This window comes from Yinghuangia sp. YIM S10712 (genome assembly GCF_051388935.1).
GTDB lineage: Bacteria > Actinomycetota > Actinomycetes > Streptomycetales > Streptomycetaceae > Yinghuangia.
The window spans coordinates 42,886-64,584 of record NZ_JBPKBI010000015.1 but is presented as its reverse complement, the minus strand read 5'-3'; the positions used below and the strand labels follow the sequence as shown (position 1 = coordinate 64,584).

The following is a 21,699-nucleotide window of genomic DNA, read 5'->3' as shown; positions in this document are numbered from 1 at the left end:
CCCCCGGCCCGCCCCCCCACGTCTGGACTTGACCCCGACGTCAACGTTTACGGTCGTGACCCGAGACCGACCGCAAACCGGGCCGCAAACCGGGAGGAACGATGCGCATCGGCGAACTGGCCGACCGGGCGGGCACCACGACCCGCGCTCTCCGCTACTACGAGTCGCGCGGCCTCCTCCCGGCCCGCCGCACGGTCAACGGCTACCGGGAGTACGACGAGTCCGACCTGCGCCTGCTCCGGCAGATCCGCACACTCCAGGCCTTCGGCTTCGGCCTCGAAGACACCCGGCCTTTCGTCGAGTGCCTGCAATCCGGCCACCCCGCGGGCGACGCGTGCCCCGCGTCACTCGCCGTGTACCGCGCCAAACTCGCCGAACTGGACGCCTGCATCAGCCGCATGCAGGAGGTCCGCGCCGAGGTCGCCGCCCAGCTCGCCCGCGCCGAGGTCACCGTCGCCGCGAGCCTGCCGGGCGGCCCGGAACCTCGGTGCGACCTGATGCCCGACCGCTTCCCACCCGAGAAAGAGGCCACCGCATGACCTCCGGCGCCAAGCACGCCCTCCCCAGCGTCACCGACGCGACCTTCGCCGCCGAAGTCCTCGACTCCGACGTGCCCGTCCTCGTCGACTTCACCGCCGCCTGGTGCGGCCCGTGCCGCATGATCGACCCCGTCCTCGCCGAGCTCGCGACCGAGGAGAACCGTTTCCGCATCGTGTCGATCGACGTCGACGCCAACCCGCAGACCACCGCCGCCTACGGCGTCCTCTCGATGCCCACCCTGACGCTCTTCCGCGGCGGCGAACCCGTGAAGTCCCTGGTCGGCGCCCGCCCCAAGCGCCGCATCCTGGCCGACCTCGCCGACGCCCTCTGATCCCCCGACGCCGCCACCAGACCGAACCCCCGCCGACACGGCGGGGGTTCCGTCAACTCTGCTGCATGTCCAGGAAGCGCGAGTAGTGCCCCTGGAACGCCAGCGTGATCGTCGCCGTCGGACCGTTGCGGTGCTTCGCCACAATCAGATCCGCCTCCCCCGCCCGAGGCGACTCCTTCTCGTACGCATCCTCCCGATGCAACAAAATGACTATGTCGGCGTCTTGTTCGATTGATCCACTTTCGCGAAGGTCCGAGACCATCGGCTTCTTGTCGGTGCGTTGCTCCGGACCGCGGTTCAACTGCGAAAGCGCGATGACCGGCAGTTCCAGCTCCTTCGCGAGGAGCTTGAGGTTTCGGGACATCTCCGAGACCTCCTGCTGCCGGCTCTCGGCACGCCGGCTGCCGCCCCCGGTCATGAGCTGGAGATAGTCGATGACGACGAGGCGAAGGTCGTTGCGCTGCTTGAGCCTTCGGCACTTCGCGCGGATCTCCATCATGGACAGGTTCGGAGAGTCGTCGATGTAGAGCGGTGCCGCACTGACATCCGGCATGCGCCGCGCAAGTCGCGTCCAGTCCTCATCGGTCATGCTGCCCGACCGCATGTGGTGCAACGCAACGCGCGCCTCCGCGGACAACAGCCGCATCGCGATCTCGTTCCGCCCCATCTCCAGCGAAAAGATCACACTCGGCAAACTGTGCTTGATCGAACAGGCCCGCGCAAAATCCAAAGCCAGCGTCGAATTGTGCGTGGGGATCCACGACTTCCCGGCGAGATAAAGGTGGTCATCGTTGTCGACCTGGACGCACCGGACGGGCACGGAGGGTACCTGGCGAACGGCGGTGATGTAGCGCAGCCGTGTCGTCGGGTAAGCGCGAGTGCTTTGCCGGACCAGCTTGCGAGACAGGCGGAAGACCGGCTCGGCAGGCGTGAAGGTGATGCGGAAACAGGTCGATGAGTCACGGCTTCGACCGCGCACGGCCTTGGTCCGCATAGTCGCCTGGTACCCAAGGCTGAGTGCGAGCTCCAAGGCATCCTCGGCCAAACGGCGGTTGGTCAGCGCCAGTTGGACGGTTCCGGACGGCGATACGTAGCCGTCGGTGTCCAGAAGACCGGCGAGAAGGTCACGGCGCTGCTGCTCCGACGCACGCAAGTATTCGGCCGGGATGTGCTTGTCGCCCAAGACCCCCAACGTGCGCAGGATCGCCTGCACACTTCCGCTTCGTGCACGGCAATCGCGGCACAAGGCCATGCCGCTGGACGGCGATCCGCAGTCCGGACACCTCGGCGCCGGGACAGGCGCCGAGACGAACCGCGCCTTTCCGCCGCAGCTTCGCCCGCATGTCCTCACCTGCGAGGTCTTGGGCGTGAAGCGGGCCCCGCACACGACGCAGTCGCGTTCCGCCACACCAGGCCGGCGCGGCAATCGGAGGCTGTGCAGTAGGGCGCCCCTCGGCTGTACTTCGACACCCTCCCGGCGCAGCGCGCTGACGATGTCCTCGTCAGCCGTCGTGATGCGCGCCGAATCGGAGTGGCCGTCGCCGAGCCAACTGCCCAGCACATACGGCGGCAACGGCAAGTCCCGGTCGGGAAGTTGAAGAGGCTCGGCCACCCGAACGGCATGATTGCGGCGTTGGTCGGCAGTGCGGCAGAGCAAGGTCTCCGCGATCTCGCGCGTGGTTCGAACCCCGGCGCGCGTGCCCTCTCGGAGCTGCGTCGAGCCGACACCTACGGCTTGAGCGGACCGTCGCGCTGCCCGGGTCTCCGTCAGCCACTGGTGCTCCGCATCGGCAACGATCACCGAACCATCGGAGAACTCCACTTCGTAGCACGGCCGACCGTGCATGACCCCGGTTGCCGCCACCACCTTCGTGGCACGCCCGTCGGCGCCGATGAGCAAGTCGCCGACGGCAACGTCACCCATCGTCGTCCAGCCCGTCGGAGTCGGCAGCGGGGTGTCGAGCGCAAGTGCCTTCCCCATGGCCGGGCGGGCCGCGATGACGATCATTTGGCCGGGGTGGAGACCGTTGGTGAGGGCGTCCAGGTCGGTGAAGCCGGTGGGGACGCCGGACATCTGGCCGTTGCGGGAGCCGATCGCCTCGATCTCGTCGAGGGCGCCCTCCATGATGTCGGCGAGGGGTGCGTAGTCCTCACTCGTGCGTTGCTCGGTGACCGCGTAGACCTCGGCCTGGGCGCCGTTGACGATCTCGTCGACGTCGCCGTCCGCGGCGTATCCCATCTGGACGATGCGCGTGCCGGCCTCGACCAGGCGGCGAAGGACGGCCTGTTCGCGGACGATGCGGGCGTAGTACTCGGCGTTGGCGGCGGTGGGGACCGAGGAGATCAAGGTGTGGAGGTACGGGGCTCCGCCGACGCGTCCGATCTCGCCGCGTTTGGTGAGCTCGGCGGCGACGGTGACGGCGTCGGCCGGTTCGCCGCGGGCGTAGAGGTCGAGGATGGCGTTGTAGACCATCTCGTGCGCCGGGCGGTAGAAGTCGCCGGGCTTGAGGTTCTCGACGACGTCGGCGATGGCGTCCTTGGACAGCATCATGCCGCCGAGGACGGACTGCTCGGCGGCGATGTCCTGGGGCGGGGTTCGCTCGAAACCCTCCCGGGCAGGCGGAGCGTCCTCGTACTCCGAGACACTCATGCCCCGCATCCTTCCTCGGTGTCACGGACTGGGTGGGCGCACGATCCTGCGGGCGGCGCCGGTGGTGCTGCTCCTTCCTACGGCAACGAGCCGACAAATGAGCCGCACCACGCGTTGTGCAGACCTCACCGTACGGGTGGACCCCGGCTTGGCCAACGTCGTCATCCACAGGGGGTGTGGATAACTGGGGACAAGCCTGTGGACCAGTACCGCCGCGGCTGTGCACAACCTGTGTGCAGCCTGGGGAAGGCATGTTGTCCACAACTGAGGAAAGTAGCTCTGACCTGCGCGTTCGCTGTCCTTCGCGGGTGGATGTGAAAAACTTTCGGTCCGATCGACCGCCAATCGCCCCGCGTGTGTGGACAACCACCCCGCGCAGCCACAGGTAATGACCAGATTGGCCTTGTGATCATTACCTGTGGATGAGTACCGTGGACGGGTGCCTGAAGCCGTGGACGCCGACCCGAAGGCGGGCGACCGCCGGGGCGGCCCCGCCCGGCAGCCCGTGCACGACCCTGCCCGCAAACGCGCCCAGGACCGGGAAATCCTGCGTCTCGCGGTCCCGGCGTTCTTCGCGCTGGTCGCGGAGCCGCTGTTCATCCTCGCCGACGCCGCGATCATCGGGCATCTGGGAACGCCGCAGCTCGCGGGCCTCGGCGTCGCCGGCGCGGTGCTCGGCACGCTGGTCAACCTGTGCGTGTTCCTCGCGTACGCGACCACGGCCGGCGTCGCGCGGCTGCTCGGCGCCGGGGACCGCCGCGGCGCGATCCGGCAGGGCATCGACGGCGTCTGGCTCGCCGCGATCATCGGCACCGTGCTGCTGGTCATCGGTGCCGGCGCCGCTCCGGCGATCGTGGCCGCGTTCGACGCGTCGTCCACAGCGGCGCCGCACGCCACCACGTACCTGCGCATCAGCAGCCTCGGCATACCGGCGATGCTGATCGTCCTCGCCGCCACCGGCGTACTGCGCGGGCTCCAGGACACCCGCACGCCGCTCGTGGTCGCGGTCGCCGGCTTCGGCGCGAACCTCGTCCTCAACCTCGCCCTTGTCTACGGCGCCGACCTCGGGATCGCCGGATCCGCGTGGGGCACCGTGATCGCGCAGTGGTCGATGGCCGCCGCCTACCTGGTCGTCGTGGTGCGCGGGGCGCGCGCGAACGACGCGCGGCTGACGCCGGACCTCGCCGGGCTGCGCGCGTCCGCCGCGGCCGGTGCGCCGTTGTTCGTGCGGACGGTGAGCCTGCGCGCGATCCTGCTGATCGGCGCGGTGGCCGCGACGCGGATGGGCGACACCGAGATCGCCACACACCAGGTCGCCTGGCAGCTCTGGACGTTCCTGGCCTTCGCCCTCGACGCGCTGGCGATCGCGGCGCAGGCCATCGTGGGCCGCGCACTCGGCGCCGGGGACGTGGCCGGAGCACGGTGGGCGACGCGGCGCATGCTGGCCTGGAGCGTGTGGACCGGCTTGGCGTTCGGTGCGGTGGTCCTGGCCGCCCGCCCGCTGTACATCCCGTGGTTCACCGGCGACCCGGAGGTACGCGACCTCCTCGCCGCCGTACTCCTCGCCGCCGCGGCCCTCCAGCCCGTCGCCGGACCGGTGTTCGTGCTGGACGGTGTACTGATCGGGGCCGGCGACGGACGGTTCCTGGCTCTGACGATGCCCGGGGTGCTTGCGGTCTTCGCGGGCGTGGTGGCCGGCGTTCTCACGCTCGGCGGCGGACTCGTGGCGCTGTGGTGGTGTGCGATCGGCGCGTTCATGGCCTCCCGGCTGGTGGTGCTCGGCCTGCGGGCGCGCGGCGACGCGTGGCTGGTCACCGGGGCATCCGTGAAGGGGCGCCGGTGAAGAAGCATCGGTGAAAAGGCAGTCGGGCGGAAGGACCGTACTCACGGCCCTTCCGCCCGGCTGTCTTATCGCTCAGCGCACGGCACCCACCGGCTCGCGCCGCTGTGCGGCCTCCGCCGCCCGCTCCACGCCGACCTCGGGCGCGGTCGACCGGAACCCGCGCAGCCGCAGCGAGTTGAGGACGACGAAGACCGACGAGAACGCCATCGCGGCTCCCGCGATCACCGGGTTGAGCAGGCCGGCGACCGCGAGCGGGATCGCCGCGACGTTGTAGGCGAACGCCCAGAACAGGTTCGCCTTGATGGTCCGCAGCGTGACCCGCGACAGCCGGATCGCGTCGACCGCCGCGCCCAGGTCCCCGCGGACGAGCGTCAGGTCTGCCGCCTCGATCGCCGCGTCCGTCCCCGTGCCCATGGCGAGCCCAAGGTCGGCGGTGGCCAGGGCGGCGGCGTCGTTGACCCCGTCGCCGACCATCGCGACGACCTTGCCCTGCTCCTGGAGCGTGCGGACCGCGTCGACCTTGCCGCTCGGCAGGACTCCCGCGATCACCTCGTCGATGCCGACCTCGGCCGCGACCGACCGTGCGGCCCGCTCGTTGTCGCCGGTCAGCAGCACCGGGGTGAGGCCGAGCGCGCGCAGTCCGGCCACCGCCGCGGCCGACGTCGGCTTGACGGTGTCGGACGTGACCAGAACGCCCCGCACGACTCCGTCCCACGCCACCACGACGGCCGTACGCCCCGCGCTCTCCGCGGCGTCCAAGGCGGCGGCCGACTCCTCGGGCAGCGACAGGCCCCAGTCCGCGAGCAGTGCGGGACGGCCGGCGACGACCGCGTGGCCCTCCACGACGCCCTCGACACCGAGTCCCTCACGGTTGGTGAAGCCCTCGACTGCCGGCAGCGTGCCGAACCTGCCGGCCGCCGCCTCCGCGATGGCCTTGGCGATGGGGTGTTCACTCGCGTGCTCGACCGCGCCGGCCACACGCAGGAGTTCGTCGGCGTCGCCGCCGTCGACGGGAACGACGCTCACGAGCGCCATGCGCCCGGTGGTGACCGTACCGGTCTTGTCCAGCAGGACGGTGTCGACGCGGCGGGTGTTCTCCAAGACCTCGGGCCCCTTGATCAGCACCCCGAGTTGTGCGCCGCGTCCGGTCCCGACCAGCAGCGCGACCGGGGTCGCGAGGCCGAGGGCGCACGGGCAGGCGATGACGAGCACGGCGACCGCCGCCGTGAAGGCCTCGGCGGCCCCGGCTCCGTTGCCGAGCCAGAAGCCGAGCGTGGCGACGGCAAGCGCGATGACGATGGGGACGAATACGCCCGACACGCGGTCGGCGAGCCGCTGCACGGCCGCCTTGCCGGTCTGCGCCTCGGTGACGAGTTGCGCCATGCGGGCGAGCTGGGTGTCCGCTCCGACCCTGGTGGCGCGGACGACGAGCCTGCCACCCGCGTTGACGGTCGCGCCGGTGACGGTGTCGCCGGGCCGGACCTCGACGGGCACCGATTCGCCGGTCAGCATGGAGGCGTCGACCGCCGACGCGCCGTCGAGCACGACGCCGTCGGTCGCGATCTTCTCGCCGGGGCGCACCACGAACCGGTCGCCGACCGCGAGGCGGTCCACGGGTACGCGCTCTTCGCGGCCGTCATCGCGCAGCACCGACGCGTCGCGTGCCCCGAGTTCGAGCAGGGCCTTGAGCGCGGCCCCGGCCTTGCGCTTTGACCGCGCCTCGAAGTAGCGGCCGGCGAGCAGGAACGCGATGACCCCGGAGGCCGCTTCCAGATAGAACTCCGTGTGTCCGCCCGAAGCCGTGATGTCGAACGGCATTGTCACGCCCGGTTCGCCCGCGCCGCCCCAGAACAGCGCGTACACCGACCACACGAACGCCGCGAGTGTGCCGAGGGAGATGAGCGTGTCCATCGTCGTGGTGGCGTGCCGCAGGTTCTTGACGGCGGCCTTGTGGAACGGGAAGCCGCCCCACACGACGACGGGAGCCGCGAGCGCGAAGACCAGCCACTGCCAGAACCGGAATTGCAGCGGCGGGATCATCGACAGCGCGATGACCGGGACGGTGAGCAGCGAGCTGTAGACGAGGCGGTCGCGCAGTGACCGCAGCTCCGGATCCTCCTCACCCTCGGACGCGGCCGCTTCGGCGGCCGGATCGGGCCCGGGGCGCACCGGGGCGGCCGTGTAGCCGGCTGCCTCGACCGCGCGGACGAGGTCGGCGGGGTCGAGATCGGCCGGGTAGGTGACCGTTGCGGTCTCCAGCGCGAAATTGACCGACGCCTGCACGCCGTCGAGTTTGTTGAGCTTGCGCTCGATCCGGTTCGCGCAGGAGGAGCAGGTCATCCCGCCGAGAGTGAGGTCGATGCGCGCGTCCGGCGCGGGTGCCGTCTGCTGCGGGGTGTTCACTGGTCCTCCTGGTGTCCGCTCGACATCATGCTCCGCTGTCCCGGTCATATATCCCTACCGGGTAGGGGTACCCGAAGCGCAAAGGCCGGGCACCCACGATACCGCGGCCCCGGTCAGCGGGCGAGCGCGCAGCCCGCCGCGGTGACGGCGGCCTCGACGGCCGCCGCGTCCACATCGCCCTCGGCCGAGACGGTCAGCCGCCCGGTGGCCAGCTCGACCTTCACTTCGCGCACGCCGACGATCTCGGAGACCTCCTCCTCGACGGACGAGACGCAGTGGCCGCAGGTCATGCCGGTGACGGTGAAGGTCGCGGTGCTCATGGCGGTGTCCTTTCGCAGACGATTCACACGTGGTCCGCACGTGTCCGGAAGCCGACGGTACGCCGGACTCCCTCCATACCTCGAAACTATACCCCCTAGGGGTATCTGGCAAGTCCGAGTGTGCCGTACCTCCGTGAGAACGAGCGGGAGACGCCCGGGAACACGGCCGGGGCACAGGACACCCGCTCGCGCCCGGGCCACCCGCCCCCGCGCAGGCCGAAGGCCCGCCGCTCCTGTAGGAGCCACGGGCCTTCGGGGGGTGCGGTCAGGTCAGGCCGAAACGACGTCCACGTCGAGAGCGGCGGAGACCTCCGGGTGGAGGCGGACCGTGACCCGGTGCGTACCGAGGGTCTTGATCGGTGCACCGAGCTCGACACGGCGCTTGTCCAGCTCCGGACCACCGGCGTCCTTGATCGCCGAGGCGACGTCGGCGACGGTGACGGAACCGAACAGGCGCCCGCTTTCGCCGGCACGGGTGGCGAGCCTCACCTTGAGACCGGTGAGCTGCGCCTTGACCTCGTTCGCCTGGTCCAGGTTCTTGATCTCGCGGACCTTGCGGGCACGGCGGATGGAGGCGACCTCCTTCTCGCCGCCCCGGGTCCAGCGGATCGCGAACCCGCGCGGGATGAGGTAGTTGCGGCCGTAGCCGTCCTTGACCTCGATGATGTCGCCGGGCTCGCCGAGACCGGTGACTTCGTGCGTGAGGATGAGCTTCATGACTGGTCCGCCCTTCCTCAGCGCGCGGTGCTGGTGTAGGGCAGCAGCGCCATCTCACGACTGTTCTTGACGGCCGTGGCGACGTCACGCTGGTGCTGCGTGCAGTTGCCGGTCACGCGACGGGCACGGATCTTGCCGCGGTCGGAAATGAACTTCCGCAGCAGGTTCGTGTCCTTGTAGTCGACGTAGGAGATCTTCTCCTTGCAGAACACGCAAACCTTCTTCTTCGGCTTGCGCGCAGGCGGTTTCGCCATGGTGCCTCGCTCCAAAAAATCAAGAAGTCATGTGCTCCGGGCGCCGGGACCCAAGGGCCCTCGGGCGTCCTAGAACGGGGGTTCGTCCGTGTAGCCGCCGGGCGGGGGACCGCCCCAGCCGCCCCCACCGCCGTTGCCGCCCGCAGGCGTCGCCCACGGGTCGGACTGCGGTCCCGAGTTGCCCTGCGGCGGGCCGCCGTAGCCGCCCTGGCCGCCCTGCGGGCCGCCGTAACCTCCACGGCTGCCACCGCCGCCGCCCCGGCCTGCCTTCGTGACCTTGGCGGTCGCGAACCTGAGCGACGGGCCGATCTCGTCGACCTCCAGCTCGTAGACGGTCCGCTTCTCGCCTTCCTTGGTCTCGTACGACCGCTGCTTGAGCCGGCCCTGCACGATGACCTGCATGCCCTTCTGCAAGGACTCGGCCACGTTCTCGGCGACCTGCCGCCAGACCGACGCCCGGAGGAACAGCGCTTCGCCGTCCTTCCACTCGTTGGTCTGCCGGTCGAACACCCGCGGCGTCGAGGCCACGGTGAACTTCGCGACGGCCACGCCGCTGGGGGTGAACTGCAACTCAGGGTCGGCGGTCAGATTCCCGACCACGGTGATGACGGTGTCGCCTGCCATTCCTTACCTTCCCCTGCGCTTCGGTGACGGTGTCTCTCGGTATCCGCAGCATCGGCTGCATCCGTTGGATCCACGGGGATCCGCAGGAACGGCTACCGCTGGTCGGGACGCAGCACCTTGGTCCGCATGACCGACTCGTTGAGGTTCATCTGCCGGTCGAGTTCCTTGATGACCGCGGGCTCCGCGGCCAGGTCCACGACGGCGTAGATGCCTTCGGACTTCTTCTTGATCTCGTACGAGAGGCGCCGACGGCCCCACGTGTCGACCTTCTCGACCTTGCCGCCGCCGTTGCGGACGACGTTCAGGAACTGTTCGAGCAGCGGCGAGACCGCGCGCTCTTCGAGATCCGGGTCGAGGATGACCATGAGCTCGTAGTTACGCATGAAAAAACCCACCTCCTATGGACTTTGCGGCCACGGAATCTCCGTGACAGGAGGGCTTCGCGTAAATCCGCGGCGACACGGCCCGCCCGAGAATCGGGGCTTGCGGCCATGGCACTGCGGACGGTACAGCCTACCCGGCCGCTCCCTCACTGTTGAAATCCGCCGGAGGGCCGTTGCACCCTGTGGTAGGGAGGACGCGGACAAATCGCCCGCGCCCCCGCAAGCCGCACCCAAGCGGCAGGAAGCCACCCACCGGAGGTGCGAGATGGCTCAGACGATGCGCCGCGGCCCCTTGGCCGCACTCAACCTTGCCTCGATCAACCGCGTCCAGGACGAGCGCGCGCACACCAAGGAGAACGTCATCGCGGCGGCCACCGCGGCCTTCGCGATCGTGGCGATCGTGTGCGCGTTCTTCCCGTCGATGCACATCCTCGGCGCCTGGAGCGGCCTGGCCGGCGTCCTCGCCGGACTCGGCGGCCAGATGATCTCTTCGACCACGCTGGAGCGGTTCGCTCTCGTGATCTCGCTGGGTGCCGCGGCGGTCGGGCTGTTCATCAACATGGCCAACGGCGGCCTGTACTGACCCGGGCCCCGGCCTCGCGTCCCACGCGGGAAACCGGATCCGGCCAGGCAGCGCCCGGCGTTCCCTCTCGGTACACGGGTGATTACTGACTGTTTGTCCGGATCCGGTCCGCCCTGCCCCCGGAATCGTCCCGGCCGAGTAACCTCTTGTCGGCCGAACCGATCCGAGGAGCCTGTCGATGACCCTGCGCCTGAGGTCGCTCACCCGGGATGAACACCTCACCTTCATCAAGGGCAAGCCCTCCGTCAGCTTTCTCCAGTGCCCGTCATGGGGCGAGGTGAAGAGCGAGTGGCGGAGCGAGAGCATCGGGTGGATCGACCAGACCGGCGCCGTCGTCGGGGCAGCCGAGGTGCTGTACCGGCAGCTCCCCAAGATCAAGCGGTACCTCGCGTACATGCCCGAAGGCCCGGTCATCGACTGGTACGACGGCGACCTGCACCGCTGGCTCGACCCGATGCTCGCGCACCTGAAGAGCCAAGGCGCCTTCTCGGTCAAGATGGGCCCGCCGGTCGTGGTCAACCGCTGGGAGGCCGACACCGTCAAGAAGGCGATCGCCGCCAAGTCGGCGACCCGTCTCCGCGACCTCACCCCCGACTGGACCGACGAGCGCGCCGCCGCCGTCGGCCGCCAACTGCGCAGCCTGGGCTGGCTTCAGGACCAGAGCGCGGGTGCCGGCTTCGGCGACGTGCAGCCCCGCTACGTCTTCCAGGTGCCGCTGATGCGCCGATCGCTCGACGACGTCCACTCCGGCTTCAACCAGCTCTGGCGCCGCAACATCAAGAAGGCCGCCAAGGCCGGCGTTGAGGTCGTGCAGGGCGGACGCGACGACCTCAAGGTGTTCCACGAGGTCTACAAGGTCACGGCGGTACGCGACCACTTCACACCGCGTCCGCTCCCGTACTTCGAGCGCATGTGGGACGTCCTCAACGCCGAGGACCCCGAGCGCATGCGCCTCTACCTGGCCAAGCACGAGGGCGAGGTGCTCGCCTCCACGACGATGGTGACCGTCGGCGACCACGTCTGGTACTCGTACGGAGCGTCCGCCAACCACAAGCGCGAAGTGCGCCCGTCCAACGCGATCCAGTGGCGCATGCTGCGGGACGCGTACGCTCTTGGTGCCTCTGTGTACGACTTGCGCGGCATCAGCGACACCCTCGACGAGAACGACCACCTCTTCGGCCTGATCCAGTTCAAGCTGGGCACCGGCGGGCAGGCGGTCGAGTACCTCGGCGAATGGGACTTCCCGCTCAACAAGGTGCTGCACAAAGCACTCGACATGTACATGTCGCGTCGCTGACAGACTGGCACCCGTCAGGCACCGCACGAGCAAGGGAAGGTCCTCAACCACGATGTCGCTTTCGCTGTACGTCGATTCCGCGCGCTGGCGCAAGCACATCGACCAGATGCGCGACGCCTTCCCGAGCATCGTCCCGGTGATGAAGGGCAACGGCTACGGCTTCGACAACGTCCGCCTCGCCGACGAGGCGTCGCGGATGGGCGTCGACATGATCGCCGTCGGCACGACTTACGAAGCGGCCCGGCTGAAGGACCACTTCGACGGCCGCGTCATGGTGCTCACGCCGTATCTGCGCGGCGAGGAGGCGATCCCGCTGCCCGACCGGGTGATCCGCACGGTCTCCTCGGTACAGGCCACACGGGACCTCGTCGGCAGCCGCATCGTCATCAGCTGCATGACCGGCATGAAGCGCGACGGCGTCACCGAGGACGACCTCGTCGCGCTGCGCTCCTCCCTCGACGGCGTCCGCCTGGAGGGCTTTTCGCTGCACCTTCCGCTCGACCGGCCGGACGGCTCCGACCCGGCCGCCGAGGTCGCCGCGTGGGTGGACCGCCTGGCCGCCGCCCGGCTGCCGCTGCACACGATGTTCGTCAGCCACGTACCGCCCGCCGGCTTCGCGGCGCTGCAACAGCGTTATCCGGACACGGTGTTCCGCCCCCGGATCGGCACCGACCTGTGGCTCGGCGAGCACGGCGCGCTGGTCGCCCGGGGCACCGTCCTCGACGTCGTGCCGGTCGCGCGCGGCGAGCGCTACGGCTACCGGCAGCGCAAGGCCCCCTCCGACGGGCACCTGCTCGTGGTCAGCGGCGGCACCGCGCACGGCGTGGGCCTGGAGGCGCCGAAGACGGTACGCGGCGTCATGCCCCGTGCCAAGGGCGTCGCCCGCGCGGGCCTCGCGACCGTGAACCGCACCCTTTCGCCGTTCTCGTGGGCCGGCAAGCAGCGCTGGTTCGCCGAGCCGCCGCACATGCAGGTCAGCCTGCTGTTCCTGGCGAACGACGTCGCACCGCCGAAGCCGGGCGACGAGCTGGACGCGGAACTGCGGCACACCACAACGCACTTCGACCGCGTGGTGCTGCGCTGACGAAGCCCCGCGGCCCGCGCACACACGAACGTGCGCGGCCCGACGAGCTGCGACAGTGCGCTACTTGACGCCTTCGATCCCCCTGGCCGCCAACTCGTCCCGCACCTGCTCCAGGTATTCGGGAGTCGTGTTCTTGGCGTCGCCGTCGAGGTGCCTGAGGTCGTTGACGGTCGTGTTCTTCGTGATGGTCGCGCAGATCACCGCCTTGTCACCGTCCTTCCAGTAGAAGGTGACGACACTGCCCTTGGACAGCATGTCGTCGGTTTCGCAGCGGGAGGTGCTGGACGTGTCGTCGAACTTCCCGACGACACGGAACACCGCGCCGGGCTTGTCGCAATCGATGATCTTCGACTTCTCGTCACTGGTGAGGCAGTCGCCGACCTCGGCGTTGGACGCGTCGTCCTTGCCGACGAAGTAGCCGATGATCACCAGGACCACAAAAAGCCCGACGATGCCGCCCACGATCCACGGCCACTTCTTCCGTCGCCGCGGCTGCATGTAGCCCATCTGCCCGGGGTACGGCGGCTGCCCCGTCGGCGGCTGCGCACCCCATCCCGGCTGGCCGGGCGGCGGCCCCGGATACGGCGGTTGGCCCCCGTACGGCTGCTGCGGCGGACCGCCGTAAGGCGGTTGCTGACCGTACGGGTTCTGGTCGCCGGGGCCTTGTGGTCCCGGCGGCCCGAAGGGGTTGGACATAAGGTGCGCTCCGAATGTGTGCGGTGGGCCCGACGACCAGTCAGACTAGGCCGAACGGATTACCCCCGTACATCACCCCGCCCATCGCCCGGCACCGAACAACAAGGCGAAGACCACCGCGAAAGGTGCGATCAGCGCCAAGTACCCGGTGAAAAAGGCCTTATGACGCAGCGTCATTTGCGCCAGCACGATCCACAGCGGCCACCACAACAGCGTCGCGCGCGGCACCGAGAAGTACGCGCTGGAGATCCCGAGCGACGCCACGGTCAGCCCGATGTAGGTGGCCTCCGCCCAGCGCCGCTTGCGCAGCAGATACGCCGTCAGCACGACCCCGACCGCTATGGCCAGCATCTCCCAGCGGTACATCCAGGTGAAGCCCAGGATCACGCCCGGCCCGGTGTCGAACGCCCGCTCCCACGTGGTGGTCAGCGCGTCGACCGGGCCGACCAGGTGGCGGTCCCAGCCGGTGGCCTGCGCGGCGTTCCACGCCGTCCAGTCGCCGGTCCGCCGGTACAGGAAGCCCATGTAGACGAGCACCGGCAGGCCGCCGACCACCAGCCACGGCGCGTCCTTCCAGCGCCGACGGCCGTCCTTCGCGGTCAGGAACTCCACGACCAGCGCGCACAACAGGAACGCGCCGCTGATCCGCACGAAGAACGCGCCCGCGGTGAGCAGCGCCGCCCAGTGCCACACGCCGCGCTTCGCGCACAGCCACGCGCCGAGGGCCAGCATGAGGAAAAGCGCCTCGGTGTAGCCGGCCGCGAGGAAGACCGCCGACGGCGACAACAGCAGGAGCAGCACCGCGCGTTCGCCGACGCCGGACGGGTTGTCCAGGCCCGCGATGCGCGACAGCAGCACCATCGCGACGCCGCCGCACACGAACGAGATCAGCAGCCCGGCGACCACCCAGTTCCCGACGACCAGGTGCACGGCCTTCAGGAGGTAGGGGAAGCCGGGGAAGAACGCCTCCAGCGGAACCGGCGGACCGGTCTTCGGGTTTCCGTCGTAGCCGTACTCCGCGATCGTGCGGAAGTGCCGGAAGTCCCAGCGGTCCCACGTGTCGAGGAAGCCGGTCGGCTCGGTCGCGCCCTCCGCCGCGAAGATCCAGCCGGCCGACCCGACCAGCAGGAACATCGCGGGCCGGGTGACCAGCCACATGATCAGCGCGGCACGGTCGTCGGGCGACGGCATCCGCAGCAGGCGTACGAGCGGCGCGGCCCGGCCGGTCTCGGGCGAACCGCCGGCCGATGTGGTGGGTTCGGTGTCCGTACGTGTCACTGGCGCGCGATCGCTTCCGTCTCACCTGTTTCGGTGCCGCCGCCGTGCCGCCGCGCCTCGGGCACCTCCGGCCGCCCCGGCCTGTCCGTGGCAGCGTCCGGCTGCGGCCCGCCGAGGATCGTCTCGCCGGCGTACGGCCCGTCGGGGTCGCCGTAGAGGTTGTAGTGGTTGACGCGTTGCCCCGGCACGAAGTTGAGCTTGTCGGGGGCGTGGTCGAGCACCCCGCCCGCCGGATCGTCGCTGCCGTCCCGGCGCACCGGGTCGTGTTCGGGCCGCAGGATGTCGCGGACCACGAGCGCCGCGATGTACAGCAGGCCGAGCAGGTGGATGACGATCGCGACCTGGTAGGCGTTCTGCGACAGGCCCTTGGTGCCCTCGCCCGCGTACGACTCGATGTAGAGCCACACGCCCAGGAAGTAGATGACCTCGCACGCCTGCCAGATCAGCACGTCGCGCCACCGCGGCCGGGCGAGCACCACCAGCGGCAGTAGCCACAGCACGTACTGCGGCGAGTAGACCTTGTTGGTGAACAGGAACGCCGCGACGATCAGGAACGCGAGCTGCGCGAACCGGGGCCGACGCGGCGCGCCCAGGGCGAGCCCCGCGATGCCCGCTGCCATCAGGAGCAGAAGCCCGGTCACCCACGAGTTGAGGGTGTCGATGTCCATCGGCTCGAAGCGCTGCCCGAGGATCAGCCACAGCGAGCCGAAATCGGCACCGCGTTCCTGGCTGAAGGTGTAGAAGAGCTTCCAGCCGTCCCACGCGAAGATCATGATCGGCAGGTTGACCGCAAGCCATGCCGCGATCGCCGCGCCCGTGGCCTTGGCGAACTCCGTGAGCCGCCCGGCGCGCAGGCACAGCAGGAACAACGGGCCGAGCAGCAGCACCGGATAAAGCTTCGCGGCCGTCGCCAGTCCGAGGAGCAAGCCTGCGGCGAGCACATTGCGCCGCGCCCACGCCATCATCGCGACCGCGGTCAAGGCCACCGCGACCATGTCCCAGTTGATGATGCCGTTGAGGGCGAGGACCGGGGCCGCCGCGACCATCGCGGCGTCCCAGGGCCTTCGCCCCGACGTACGGGCCACCGCGACGACCACGACGACCGCACAGGCCATCATGATCAGGGCGTTGGCCATGACGAACCACTTTTTCTCGTCGTCCAGGTCCGTGCCGAGGGCGCGTGCGACCGACCCCGCGACATACATGACGCCGCCGGTGATCACGGGGTACTCCAGGTACTCCATGCTGTCGTCGCCGGTCTTGTCGAAATACGGCACCGCGTTGCTGTCGAAGCCACGCCCCTGGTACAGGTGCGGCATGTCGCTGTAGCAGGCCTTCGAGTACTGCGAGCCGACGCCGAACCACGCCCCGTCGTAGCACGGCTTCTTCTGCACGAGCCCGAGCGCGAACGTCACGACGGCCAGCAGGATCAGCACCCGCGTGAGGTTCCACCAGTTGCCGTTGTTCCCGAATCTGATGCGCTTTCCGGCGGGCCCGCCGACCACCTCGCTGCCGGCGCGCACCACCGGGTCGTCGCGCGACGGCAGCACAGGTTCGGACGGATTCGGCATCATGGCGCCAATCCTCTCGCAGGGATACGGCTGTGCCCCCACCGCGCATCGGCGGCAGGGGCACAGCGATCGTACGGGGCGACGCAATCTGGTGACGCTAGTTGCCGGGCCGGCCCTTGTCTGTCGCCGTCGCCGTGGCCGTACCCGTTGCGGTGGCCGTCGTGGTGGGCCAGGGCCACCCACCGGGACCGTTCCCACCACCGCCGCCCGGCGGCGACGACGTGGCCGTGGCCGTGGGGGTCTCCGACGTCGGGGTCGGCGGAGGAGGCGGGGCCGACGAGGACGACGGCGGTGCCGAGCTGGGCGGCGCCGACGACGACGGGGGAGCGGAGGAGCTCGGCGGGGCCGACGAGGACGGGGGAGCCGTCGGGGTCGGCGTCTGCTTGGGCGCCGGGTTCTCGGGCTTGGTGAAGTTCTCGGCGGGGAGCTTGCTGGTCGCGCCCTTCATGTACGCGGTCCAGATTTTGGTCGGCGGGCCGCCACCGTGCACCGCGTCTTCCGAGTCGTCCCCGAGAAGGCCCTTCAGGGAGTACCTGTGGTTGCGGTCGTCCTGGCCGAACAGCGCGACCGAGGTCGACAGGTTCGGCGTGTAGCCGACGAACCACGCGGACAGGTTGCTGTCCGTCGTGCCCGTTTTGCCGGCCGCCGGACGCCCGAGCGCCTTGGCCTCCTTGCCGGTGCCGTTCTGGATGACGCCGACCAGCACGTCGTTGATCGTGTCGGCGACTTCCTCGTCGAAGACCTGCTTGGGCTGCGGCTTGGGGAAGTCGACCTTCTTGTCGTTCTTGCGGATCTCCTTGATGACGTACGGATCGACGTGCTTGCCGCGCGCCGCGAACGTCGCGTACGCCGACGCCATGTCCAGCGCGGTCGGCTGGCTCACACCGAGGGCCATGGACGGCCCGGCGGCCAGCTCGGGAGTGTCCTCGGGAAGCCCCGCGTCGATGGCGGCCTGCCGCACGGCCTCCCACCCGACGTCGGCCGAGAGCTGGGTGAAGACGGTGTTCGCCGACTTCTCCATGGCATATCTGATGCTGATCTGCCCGTAGTCCTGGTCGCCTTCGTTGGGCACGATGTACGGCTTCTTCGTCTGCGTGTCCATGGCCTGCTTGCCGTCCGGCAGCTTCACCGGCAGACCCGAGTCACCGTTGTAGAGGTCCTCGACAGTGATCGGCTTGCCGTCGTATTTGCCCTCGCGCAGCGCCGCCGCGACGACGAACGGCTTGAAGGTCGAGCCGACCTGGATGTCGTCACGCGTCGCGTCGTTGTACTCCTGCTTGACGAAGTCCGGGCCGCCGTACAGCGCGACCACCGCCCCGTCGCCGGGCACCACCGAGGCGACACCCACGCGGACGTTGCGGTCCGCCTCGCGCTTGTCCGGCTTGAGCTGGTCGTACAGCTGCGTCTTGACCGCCGCGACCGCCGCGTCCTGCTTGTCCTTGTCGATCGTCGTGATGATCTTGTAGCCGCCGAGTGCCAGCTCCTCCTCGCTGATGATGTTGTGCTGCTTGACGTAGTCGTCGGCGAGCTTCATGAGGTAGCCGGCCTGGCCCGCCTTGCTGCTCGACGGCTGCGGCTTGATGGGCATGGGGAACTGTGCGGAGTCGGCGGTGGCCTGGTCGAGCCACTTCTGCTCGACCATGCCGTTGAGGATCCACTTCCACCGGCCCTTCACGCGCTCCAGCCGGGTCTCGCTGACCTCGCCGTCGACGAACACGTCGTTGAGGCTGGGGGCGTTGAGCAGCGTCGCGATGTACGCCCCCTCGCCGACCGTCAGGTCCTTGGCGTCCTTGTTGTAGTACGCCTGAGCGGCGGCCTGAATGCCGTACGCATTGCGGCCGTAGAACGAGGTGTTGAGGTAGCCGGCCAGGATCTCGTCCTTGGTCATCTGCCGGTCGACCTTGATCGCGATGAACATCTCCTTGAACTTGCGTTCGAAGGTCTGTTCCTGCGAGAGGAAGGCGTTCTTCACGTACTGCTGGGTGATGGTCGAACCACCCTGCTTCTCACCGCCCGTCGCCATCGCGAGCGCGGCGCGGCTCAGGCCGGTGACCGAGACGCCGGAGTCCGAGTAGAACGTGCGGTTCTCCGCCGCGAGCACGGCCCGCTGCACGTCCTTCGGCACCTGGTCGAGCGTGACGTTCTGCCGGTTGTACTTGCCGGTCTGGCCTATCTCGGTGACGCCGTCCGAGTAGTAGTAGACGTTCGACTGGATCTGCGTCGCGGCGTTGACGTCGGGCACCTCGACGAGCGCGTACGCCAGGCCGGCGACCCCGAGCAGCGAGGCGATGAAGAACAGGCACATCGCGAGGATCTGCTTGAAGGACGGCAGCCAGCGCCGGATCCCCTTCTTGCCGTACCTCGGGTAGTCGATGAAGCGGCGCTTTTTCTTGCCGTTGCGCCCGGTTCGGCTGCCGCGGCCGTTCGGCGAACTCCCGGCGCCCTCGCCGTCACGCCCGGGCCCCGAAGGCCCGTTGCCGCCGCGCCCGCGCCCGCGTCCGCCTCCCGAACCTCGGCCTCCGCGCCCGCCGGACCTCGCGGCCTGCCGGGCCTCGGTGCGCGACAGAGGCCGCTCGGCCGGCTCCGGCGTTCCTCCGGACGGCGAGGCGGCGGCCGTCGGCCGCGCTCGGCCCGGGTCCGGGCCCCCTCCCGTCGAAGCTCTGGTGGGTCCCGAGGGAGGCGTGCTCCCCCGGGCATGCGAGGAGCCACTTCCCTCCGGGCGCGGCTGTGACGACCTGCGACGGTGCTCACTCATGAATTCGCTGCTCCTCGGCCGCACGACGGGGGCCGGCCGTACGGGTCGTGGCTGTCCGTTCCCCAGGACGCCCCGGAAACGTGAACGGTTGCGCGTGCTGCCGGATGACCGGTCCAAGCGGCATCCGGGGCGACAGGAGAGTCGGCGTTCTCGCGCGGGAGCGCTCGGAGGTACCACACGGCCGACCAGACTACGCGCGGACGCAACGCCAAAAACACGGACGGCCACGGGCATACCCGCCCGAGTGAACACTCTGAGAGATGCCTGAGAACTTCCGTCCGAGGGTTGTCAAGGTCGGCTTCGGAACCGCTGTGACGACGGCGAAACGACGGCCAAGTGACCAGTGCGAGACCAGCACGTAACCACTCTGTGATGTCTGTCACCGCAGCCGCTCTTGTACGGATCTTGCACGGACGGAGTACGCGACCTATCGTTCCGATGTATTGTTCCGATGTATCGAGTCGATACATCGAACCGATATGACAGCTGAAACAGCCCACACACGGCCGATGCGGCCGGACCCACGAGGTTGGAGGGGAAGCGGATGAGCAGGCGCGGAGGCGTCCTCGAATTCGCCACTCTCGGCCTCCTGCACGACACCCCCATGCACGGCTACGAGCTGCGCAAGCGCCTCAACACCGTGCTCGGCCCCTTCCGCGCCATCGCGTACGGAACCCTCTACCCGTGCCTCAAGTCCCTCCTCGCGAGGGGCTGGATCACGGAAGAGGAACCGGAGCAGGTCGCCGCGGCACTGGCCGGGGGCAAGCGGGCCCGGATCGTGTACAAACTGACGGCGCAAGGCAAGGAGCACTTCCAGGAGTTGCTGTCCGAGTCCGGGTCGACGACCTGGGAGGACGAAAACTTCGGTGTGCACTTCGCCTTCTTCAGCCGCACCGACCGTCAGGTGCGCATGCGCATCCTCGAAGGCCGCCGCGGCAAGCTCGAAGAACGACTTGAGCGGATCCGCAGCTCGCTGTCGAGCACACGTGAACGACTCGACGGCTACACGCTCGAACTCCAGCGCCACGGCCTGGAGTCGGTCGAGCGTGAGGTGCGCTGGCTCAACGAACTCATCAACGCCGAGCGCGTCGCCGGGGAGACCCCGGAGACCCCGGCCGATGGGATCACCGACGCCGGGGATGCCCGGCAGACCAAGCAGGACGCGGCCTCGGACCCGTCCGCAGCAACCAGTTGAGAACCCCCCTTCGTCGGGCGGGCCTCATCGAGAACACAGGGAGCAACCGGAATGGGTTCGGTTCGCGTAGCCATCGTCGGCGTGGGCAACTGCGCCGCTTCGCTGGTGCAGGGCGTCGAGTACTACAAGGACGCCGACCCCGACAGCCGCGTACCCGGCCTCATGCACGTGCAGTTCGGCGACTACCACGTGCGTGACGTCAAGTTCGTTGCCGCGTTCGACGTGGACGCGAAGAAGGTCGGTTTCGACCTGGCCGACGCCATCGGTGCCAGCGAGAACAACACCATCAAGATCTGCGACGTGCCCCCGACCGGCGTGACCGTGCAGCGCGGCCACACCCTGGACGGTCTCGGGAAGTACTACCTCCAGACCATCGAGGAGTCCTCGGAGGCGGCGGTCGACGTCGTCAAGGCGCTCAAGGACGCCGAGGCCGACGTGCTGGTGTGCTACCTGCCCGTCGGCTCGGAGGAAGCGGCGAAGTTCTACGCCCAGTGCGCGATCGACGCGGGTGTCGCCTTCGTCAACGCGCTCCCGGTCTTCATCGCCGGCACCAAGGAGTGGGCGGACAAGTTCACGGCGGCCGGTATCCCGATCGTCGGCGACGACATCAAGTCGCAGGTCGGGGCGACCATCACGCACCGCGTGCTCGCGAAGCTCTTCGAGGACCGCGGCGTCATCCTCGAACGCACGATGCAGCTCAACGTCGGCGGCAACATGGACTTCATGAACATGTTGGAGCGCGACCGCCTGGAGTCGAAGAAGATCTCCAAGACGCAGGCCGTCACCTCGCAGGTCGACCGCGACCTCGGCGCGAAGAACGTGCACATCGGCCCGTCGGACTACGTCGCGTGGCTCGACGACCGCAAGTGGGCGTACGTCCGCCTCGAAGGTCGCGCGTTCGGCGACGTCCCGCTGAACCTTGAGTACAAGCTGGAGGTCTGGGACTCCCCGAACTCGGCCGGCGTCATCATCGACGCGGTGCGTGCCGCGAAGATCGCCAAGGACCGCGGCATCGGCGGCCCCATCCTCTCCGCGTCGAGCTACTTCATGAAGAGCCCGCCCGTCCAGTACTTCGACGACGAGGCCCGCAACGCGGTCGAGGCGTTCATCAAGGGCGAGGTCGAGCGCTGACCCCAGCGCCGATCCCGCTGCCTCACGCAGAACCGGTGGCCCGG

General features: G+C 69.1%; 19 protein-coding genes. 8 read left to right on the top strand and 11 right to left on the bottom strand.

The genetic code is table 11. The annotated features are described in order from the left end of the window. Nucleotides 1-101 precede the first annotated feature (101 nt). Both ACRX5W_RS25290 and trxA read left to right on the top strand, forming a co-directional pair. Nucleotides 102-539, top strand: coding sequence for a MerR family transcriptional regulator (locus tag ACRX5W_RS25290; protein WP_436790596.1), 438 nt, complete (start codon nucleotides 102-104; stop codon nucleotides 537-539). Next, entirely contained in the window at nucleotides 536-871 is a 336-nt protein-coding gene (gene trxA / locus ACRX5W_RS25285) for a thioredoxin (protein ID WP_436790595.1), read from the top strand. Before ACRX5W_RS25290 ends, trxA begins: the two co-directional genes overlap by 4 nt. A 52-nt stretch (nucleotides 872-923) precedes the next feature. On the opposite strand, the gene dnaB is transcribed toward trxA, so the two are convergent. Then, nucleotides 924-3,419: a replicative DNA helicase gene (dnaB, locus tag ACRX5W_RS25280; RefSeq protein ID WP_436790686.1), complete on the bottom strand. Its 2,496-nt coding sequence runs from the start codon at nucleotides 3,417-3,419 to the stop codon at nucleotides 924-926. Nucleotides 3,420-4,026: 607 nt separating this feature from the next. On the opposite strand from dnaB, the gene ACRX5W_RS25275 reads away from it, so the two are divergent. After that, nucleotides 4,027-5,364, top strand: a complete 1,338-nt coding sequence (locus ACRX5W_RS25275) for an MATE family efflux transporter (RefSeq protein WP_436790685.1) — start codon at nucleotides 4,027-4,029, stop codon at nucleotides 5,362-5,364. Between the two features lie 72 nt (nucleotides 5,365-5,436). Here the strand turns inward: ACRX5W_RS25275 and ACRX5W_RS25270 are convergent, their stop codons facing one another. The 6 genes from ACRX5W_RS25270 to rpsF all read right to left on the bottom strand — a co-directional run bounded on the left by ACRX5W_RS25270 (nucleotide 5,437) and on the right by rpsF (nucleotide 10,065). Then, nucleotides 5,437-7,704, bottom strand: a complete 2,268-nt coding sequence (locus ACRX5W_RS25270; protein WP_436790684.1) for a heavy metal translocating P-type ATPase — start codon at nucleotides 7,702-7,704, stop codon at nucleotides 5,437-5,439. A gap of 176 nt (nucleotides 7,705-7,880) precedes the next feature. After that, complete coding sequence (locus ACRX5W_RS25265; RefSeq protein ID WP_436790594.1) at nucleotides 7,881-8,087, bottom strand: heavy-metal-associated domain-containing protein; 207 nt, start codon at nucleotides 8,085-8,087, stop codon at nucleotides 7,881-7,883. A 270-nt stretch (nucleotides 8,088-8,357) separates the two neighbouring features. Next, complete coding sequence (rplI, locus tag ACRX5W_RS25260) at nucleotides 8,358-8,804, bottom strand: 50S ribosomal protein L9 (RefSeq protein WP_436790593.1); 447 nt, start codon at nucleotides 8,802-8,804, stop codon at nucleotides 8,358-8,360. A gap of 17 nt (nucleotides 8,805-8,821) precedes the next feature. Beyond that, nucleotides 8,822-9,058: a 30S ribosomal protein S18 gene (gene rpsR / locus ACRX5W_RS25255; protein ID WP_003978893.1), complete on the bottom strand. Its 237-nt coding sequence runs from the start codon at nucleotides 9,056-9,058 to the stop codon at nucleotides 8,822-8,824. 69 nt (nucleotides 9,059-9,127) lie between these two features. Then, nucleotides 9,128-9,682 (bottom strand): single-stranded DNA-binding protein, encoded by a 555-nt coding sequence (locus tag ACRX5W_RS25250; RefSeq protein WP_436790592.1) that lies wholly within the window; start codon nucleotides 9,680-9,682, stop codon nucleotides 9,128-9,130. Between the two features lie 92 nt (nucleotides 9,683-9,774). Then, nucleotides 9,775-10,065, bottom strand: a complete 291-nt coding sequence (gene rpsF / locus ACRX5W_RS25245; RefSeq protein WP_235056889.1) for a 30S ribosomal protein S6 — start codon at nucleotides 10,063-10,065, stop codon at nucleotides 9,775-9,777. Between the two features lie 265 nt (nucleotides 10,066-10,330). Here rpsF and ACRX5W_RS25240 point away from each other — a divergent pair, with 265 nt between their 5' ends. The 3 genes from ACRX5W_RS25240 to ACRX5W_RS25230 all read left to right on the top strand — a co-directional run bounded on the left by ACRX5W_RS25240 (nucleotide 10,331) and on the right by ACRX5W_RS25230 (nucleotide 13,029). Continuing rightward, nucleotides 10,331-10,648 carry a hypothetical protein gene (locus ACRX5W_RS25240; protein ID WP_436790591.1) on the top strand — a complete coding sequence of 106 codons (318 nt, stop codon included), beginning with the start codon at nucleotides 10,331-10,333 and terminating at the stop codon, nucleotides 10,646-10,648. A gap of 178 nt (nucleotides 10,649-10,826) precedes the next feature. Next, nucleotides 10,827-11,945 carry a lipid II:glycine glycyltransferase FemX gene (locus tag ACRX5W_RS25235; RefSeq protein WP_436790590.1) on the top strand — a complete coding sequence of 373 codons (1,119 nt, stop codon included), beginning with the start codon at nucleotides 10,827-10,829 and terminating at the stop codon, nucleotides 11,943-11,945. Nucleotides 11,946-11,997: 52 nt separating this feature from the next. After that, nucleotides 11,998-13,029 carry an alanine racemase gene (locus ACRX5W_RS25230; RefSeq protein WP_436790589.1) on the top strand — a complete coding sequence of 344 codons (1,032 nt, stop codon included), beginning with the start codon at nucleotides 11,998-12,000 and terminating at the stop codon, nucleotides 13,027-13,029. Nucleotides 13,030-13,089: 60 nt separating this feature from the next. On the opposite strand, the gene ACRX5W_RS25225 is transcribed toward ACRX5W_RS25230, so the two are convergent. The 4 genes from ACRX5W_RS25225 to ACRX5W_RS25210 form a co-directional block, all read right to left on the bottom strand. Beyond that, nucleotides 13,090-13,725 carry an LppU/SCO3897 family protein gene (locus tag ACRX5W_RS25225; RefSeq protein WP_436790588.1) on the bottom strand — a complete coding sequence of 212 codons (636 nt, stop codon included), beginning with the start codon at nucleotides 13,723-13,725 and terminating at the stop codon, nucleotides 13,090-13,092. Nucleotides 13,726-13,797: 72 nt separating this feature from the next. After that, nucleotides 13,798-15,003 (bottom strand): glycosyltransferase family 39 protein, encoded by a 1,206-nt coding sequence (locus ACRX5W_RS25220; protein ID WP_436790587.1) that lies wholly within the window; start codon nucleotides 15,001-15,003, stop codon nucleotides 13,798-13,800. Continuing rightward, nucleotides 15,000-16,577: a glycosyltransferase family 87 protein gene (locus ACRX5W_RS25215; RefSeq protein ID WP_436790586.1), complete on the bottom strand. Its 1,578-nt coding sequence runs from the start codon at nucleotides 16,575-16,577 to the stop codon at nucleotides 15,000-15,002. The genes ACRX5W_RS25220 and ACRX5W_RS25215 overlap by 4 nt, the downstream gene beginning before the upstream one ends. Before the next feature lie 94 nt (nucleotides 16,578-16,671). After that, on the bottom strand, nucleotides 16,672-18,879 hold the full coding sequence (locus ACRX5W_RS25210) for a transglycosylase domain-containing protein (RefSeq protein ID WP_436790585.1): 2,208 nt from the start codon (nucleotides 18,877-18,879) through the stop codon (nucleotides 16,672-16,674). 994 nt (nucleotides 18,880-19,873) lie between these two features. Between ACRX5W_RS25210 and ACRX5W_RS25205 the strand changes: the two genes are divergently transcribed. Both ACRX5W_RS25205 and ACRX5W_RS25200 read left to right on the top strand, forming a co-directional pair. Next, the gene (locus ACRX5W_RS25205) at nucleotides 19,874-20,524 is read left to right on the top strand and encodes a PadR family transcriptional regulator (RefSeq protein ID WP_436790584.1); all 651 of its coding nucleotides are present in this window, start codon (nucleotides 19,874-19,876) and stop codon (nucleotides 20,522-20,524) included. Between the two features lie 51 nt (nucleotides 20,525-20,575). After that, the gene (locus tag ACRX5W_RS25200) at nucleotides 20,576-21,655 is read left to right on the top strand and encodes an inositol-3-phosphate synthase (RefSeq protein ID WP_436790583.1); all 1,080 of its coding nucleotides are present in this window, start codon (nucleotides 20,576-20,578) and stop codon (nucleotides 21,653-21,655) included. The last annotated feature ends 44 nt before the right edge of the window (nucleotides 21,656-21,699 follow it).

Coding starts and splice junctions, on each gene's coding strand:
- ACRX5W_RS25290 (WP_436790596.1), top strand. CDS start 102: ATGCGCATCGGCGAACTGGCCGACCGGGCGGGCACCACGACCCGCGCT.
- rpsF (WP_235056889.1), bottom strand. CDS start 10,065: ATGCGTAACTACGAGCTCATGGTCATCCTCGACCCGGATCTCGAAGAG.
- trxA (WP_436790595.1), top strand. CDS start 536: ATGACCTCCGGCGCCAAGCACGCCCTCCCCAGCGTCACCGACGCGACC.
- ACRX5W_RS25265 (WP_436790594.1), bottom strand. CDS start 8,087: ATGAGCACCGCGACCTTCACCGTCACCGGCATGACCTGCGGCCACTGC.
- ACRX5W_RS25215 (WP_436790586.1), bottom strand. CDS start 16,577: ATGATGCCGAATCCGTCCGAACCTGTGCTGCCGTCGCGCGACGACCCG.
- ACRX5W_RS25235 (WP_436790590.1), top strand. CDS start 10,827: ATGACCCTGCGCCTGAGGTCGCTCACCCGGGATGAACACCTCACCTTC.
- ACRX5W_RS25240 (WP_436790591.1), top strand. CDS start 10,331: ATGGCTCAGACGATGCGCCGCGGCCCCTTGGCCGCACTCAACCTTGCC.
- dnaB (WP_436790686.1), bottom strand. CDS start 3,419: ATGCTGTCCAAGGACGCCATCGCCGACGTCGTCGAGAACCTCAAGCCC.
- rplI (WP_436790593.1), bottom strand. CDS start 8,804: ATGAAGCTCATCCTCACGCACGAAGTCACCGGTCTCGGCGAGCCCGGC.
- ACRX5W_RS25225 (WP_436790588.1), bottom strand. CDS start 13,725: ATGTCCAACCCCTTCGGGCCGCCGGGACCACAAGGCCCCGGCGACCAG.
- ACRX5W_RS25250 (WP_436790592.1), bottom strand. CDS start 9,682: ATGGCAGGCGACACCGTCATCACCGTGGTCGGGAATCTGACCGCCGAC.
- ACRX5W_RS25205 (WP_436790584.1), top strand. CDS start 19,874: ATGAGCAGGCGCGGAGGCGTCCTCGAATTCGCCACTCTCGGCCTCCTG.
- rpsR (WP_003978893.1), bottom strand. CDS start 9,058: ATGGCGAAACCGCCTGCGCGCAAGCCGAAGAAGAAGGTTTGCGTGTTC.
- ACRX5W_RS25270 (WP_436790684.1), bottom strand. CDS start 7,704: ATGACCTGCTCCTCCTGCGCGAACCGGATCGAGCGCAAGCTCAACAAA.
- ACRX5W_RS25210 (WP_436790585.1), bottom strand. CDS start 18,879: ATGTGCCTGTTCTTCATCGCCTCGCTGCTCGGGGTCGCCGGCCTGGCG.
- ACRX5W_RS25200 (WP_436790583.1), top strand. CDS start 20,576: ATGGGTTCGGTTCGCGTAGCCATCGTCGGCGTGGGCAACTGCGCCGCT.
- ACRX5W_RS25230 (WP_436790589.1), top strand. CDS start 11,998: ATGTCGCTTTCGCTGTACGTCGATTCCGCGCGCTGGCGCAAGCACATC.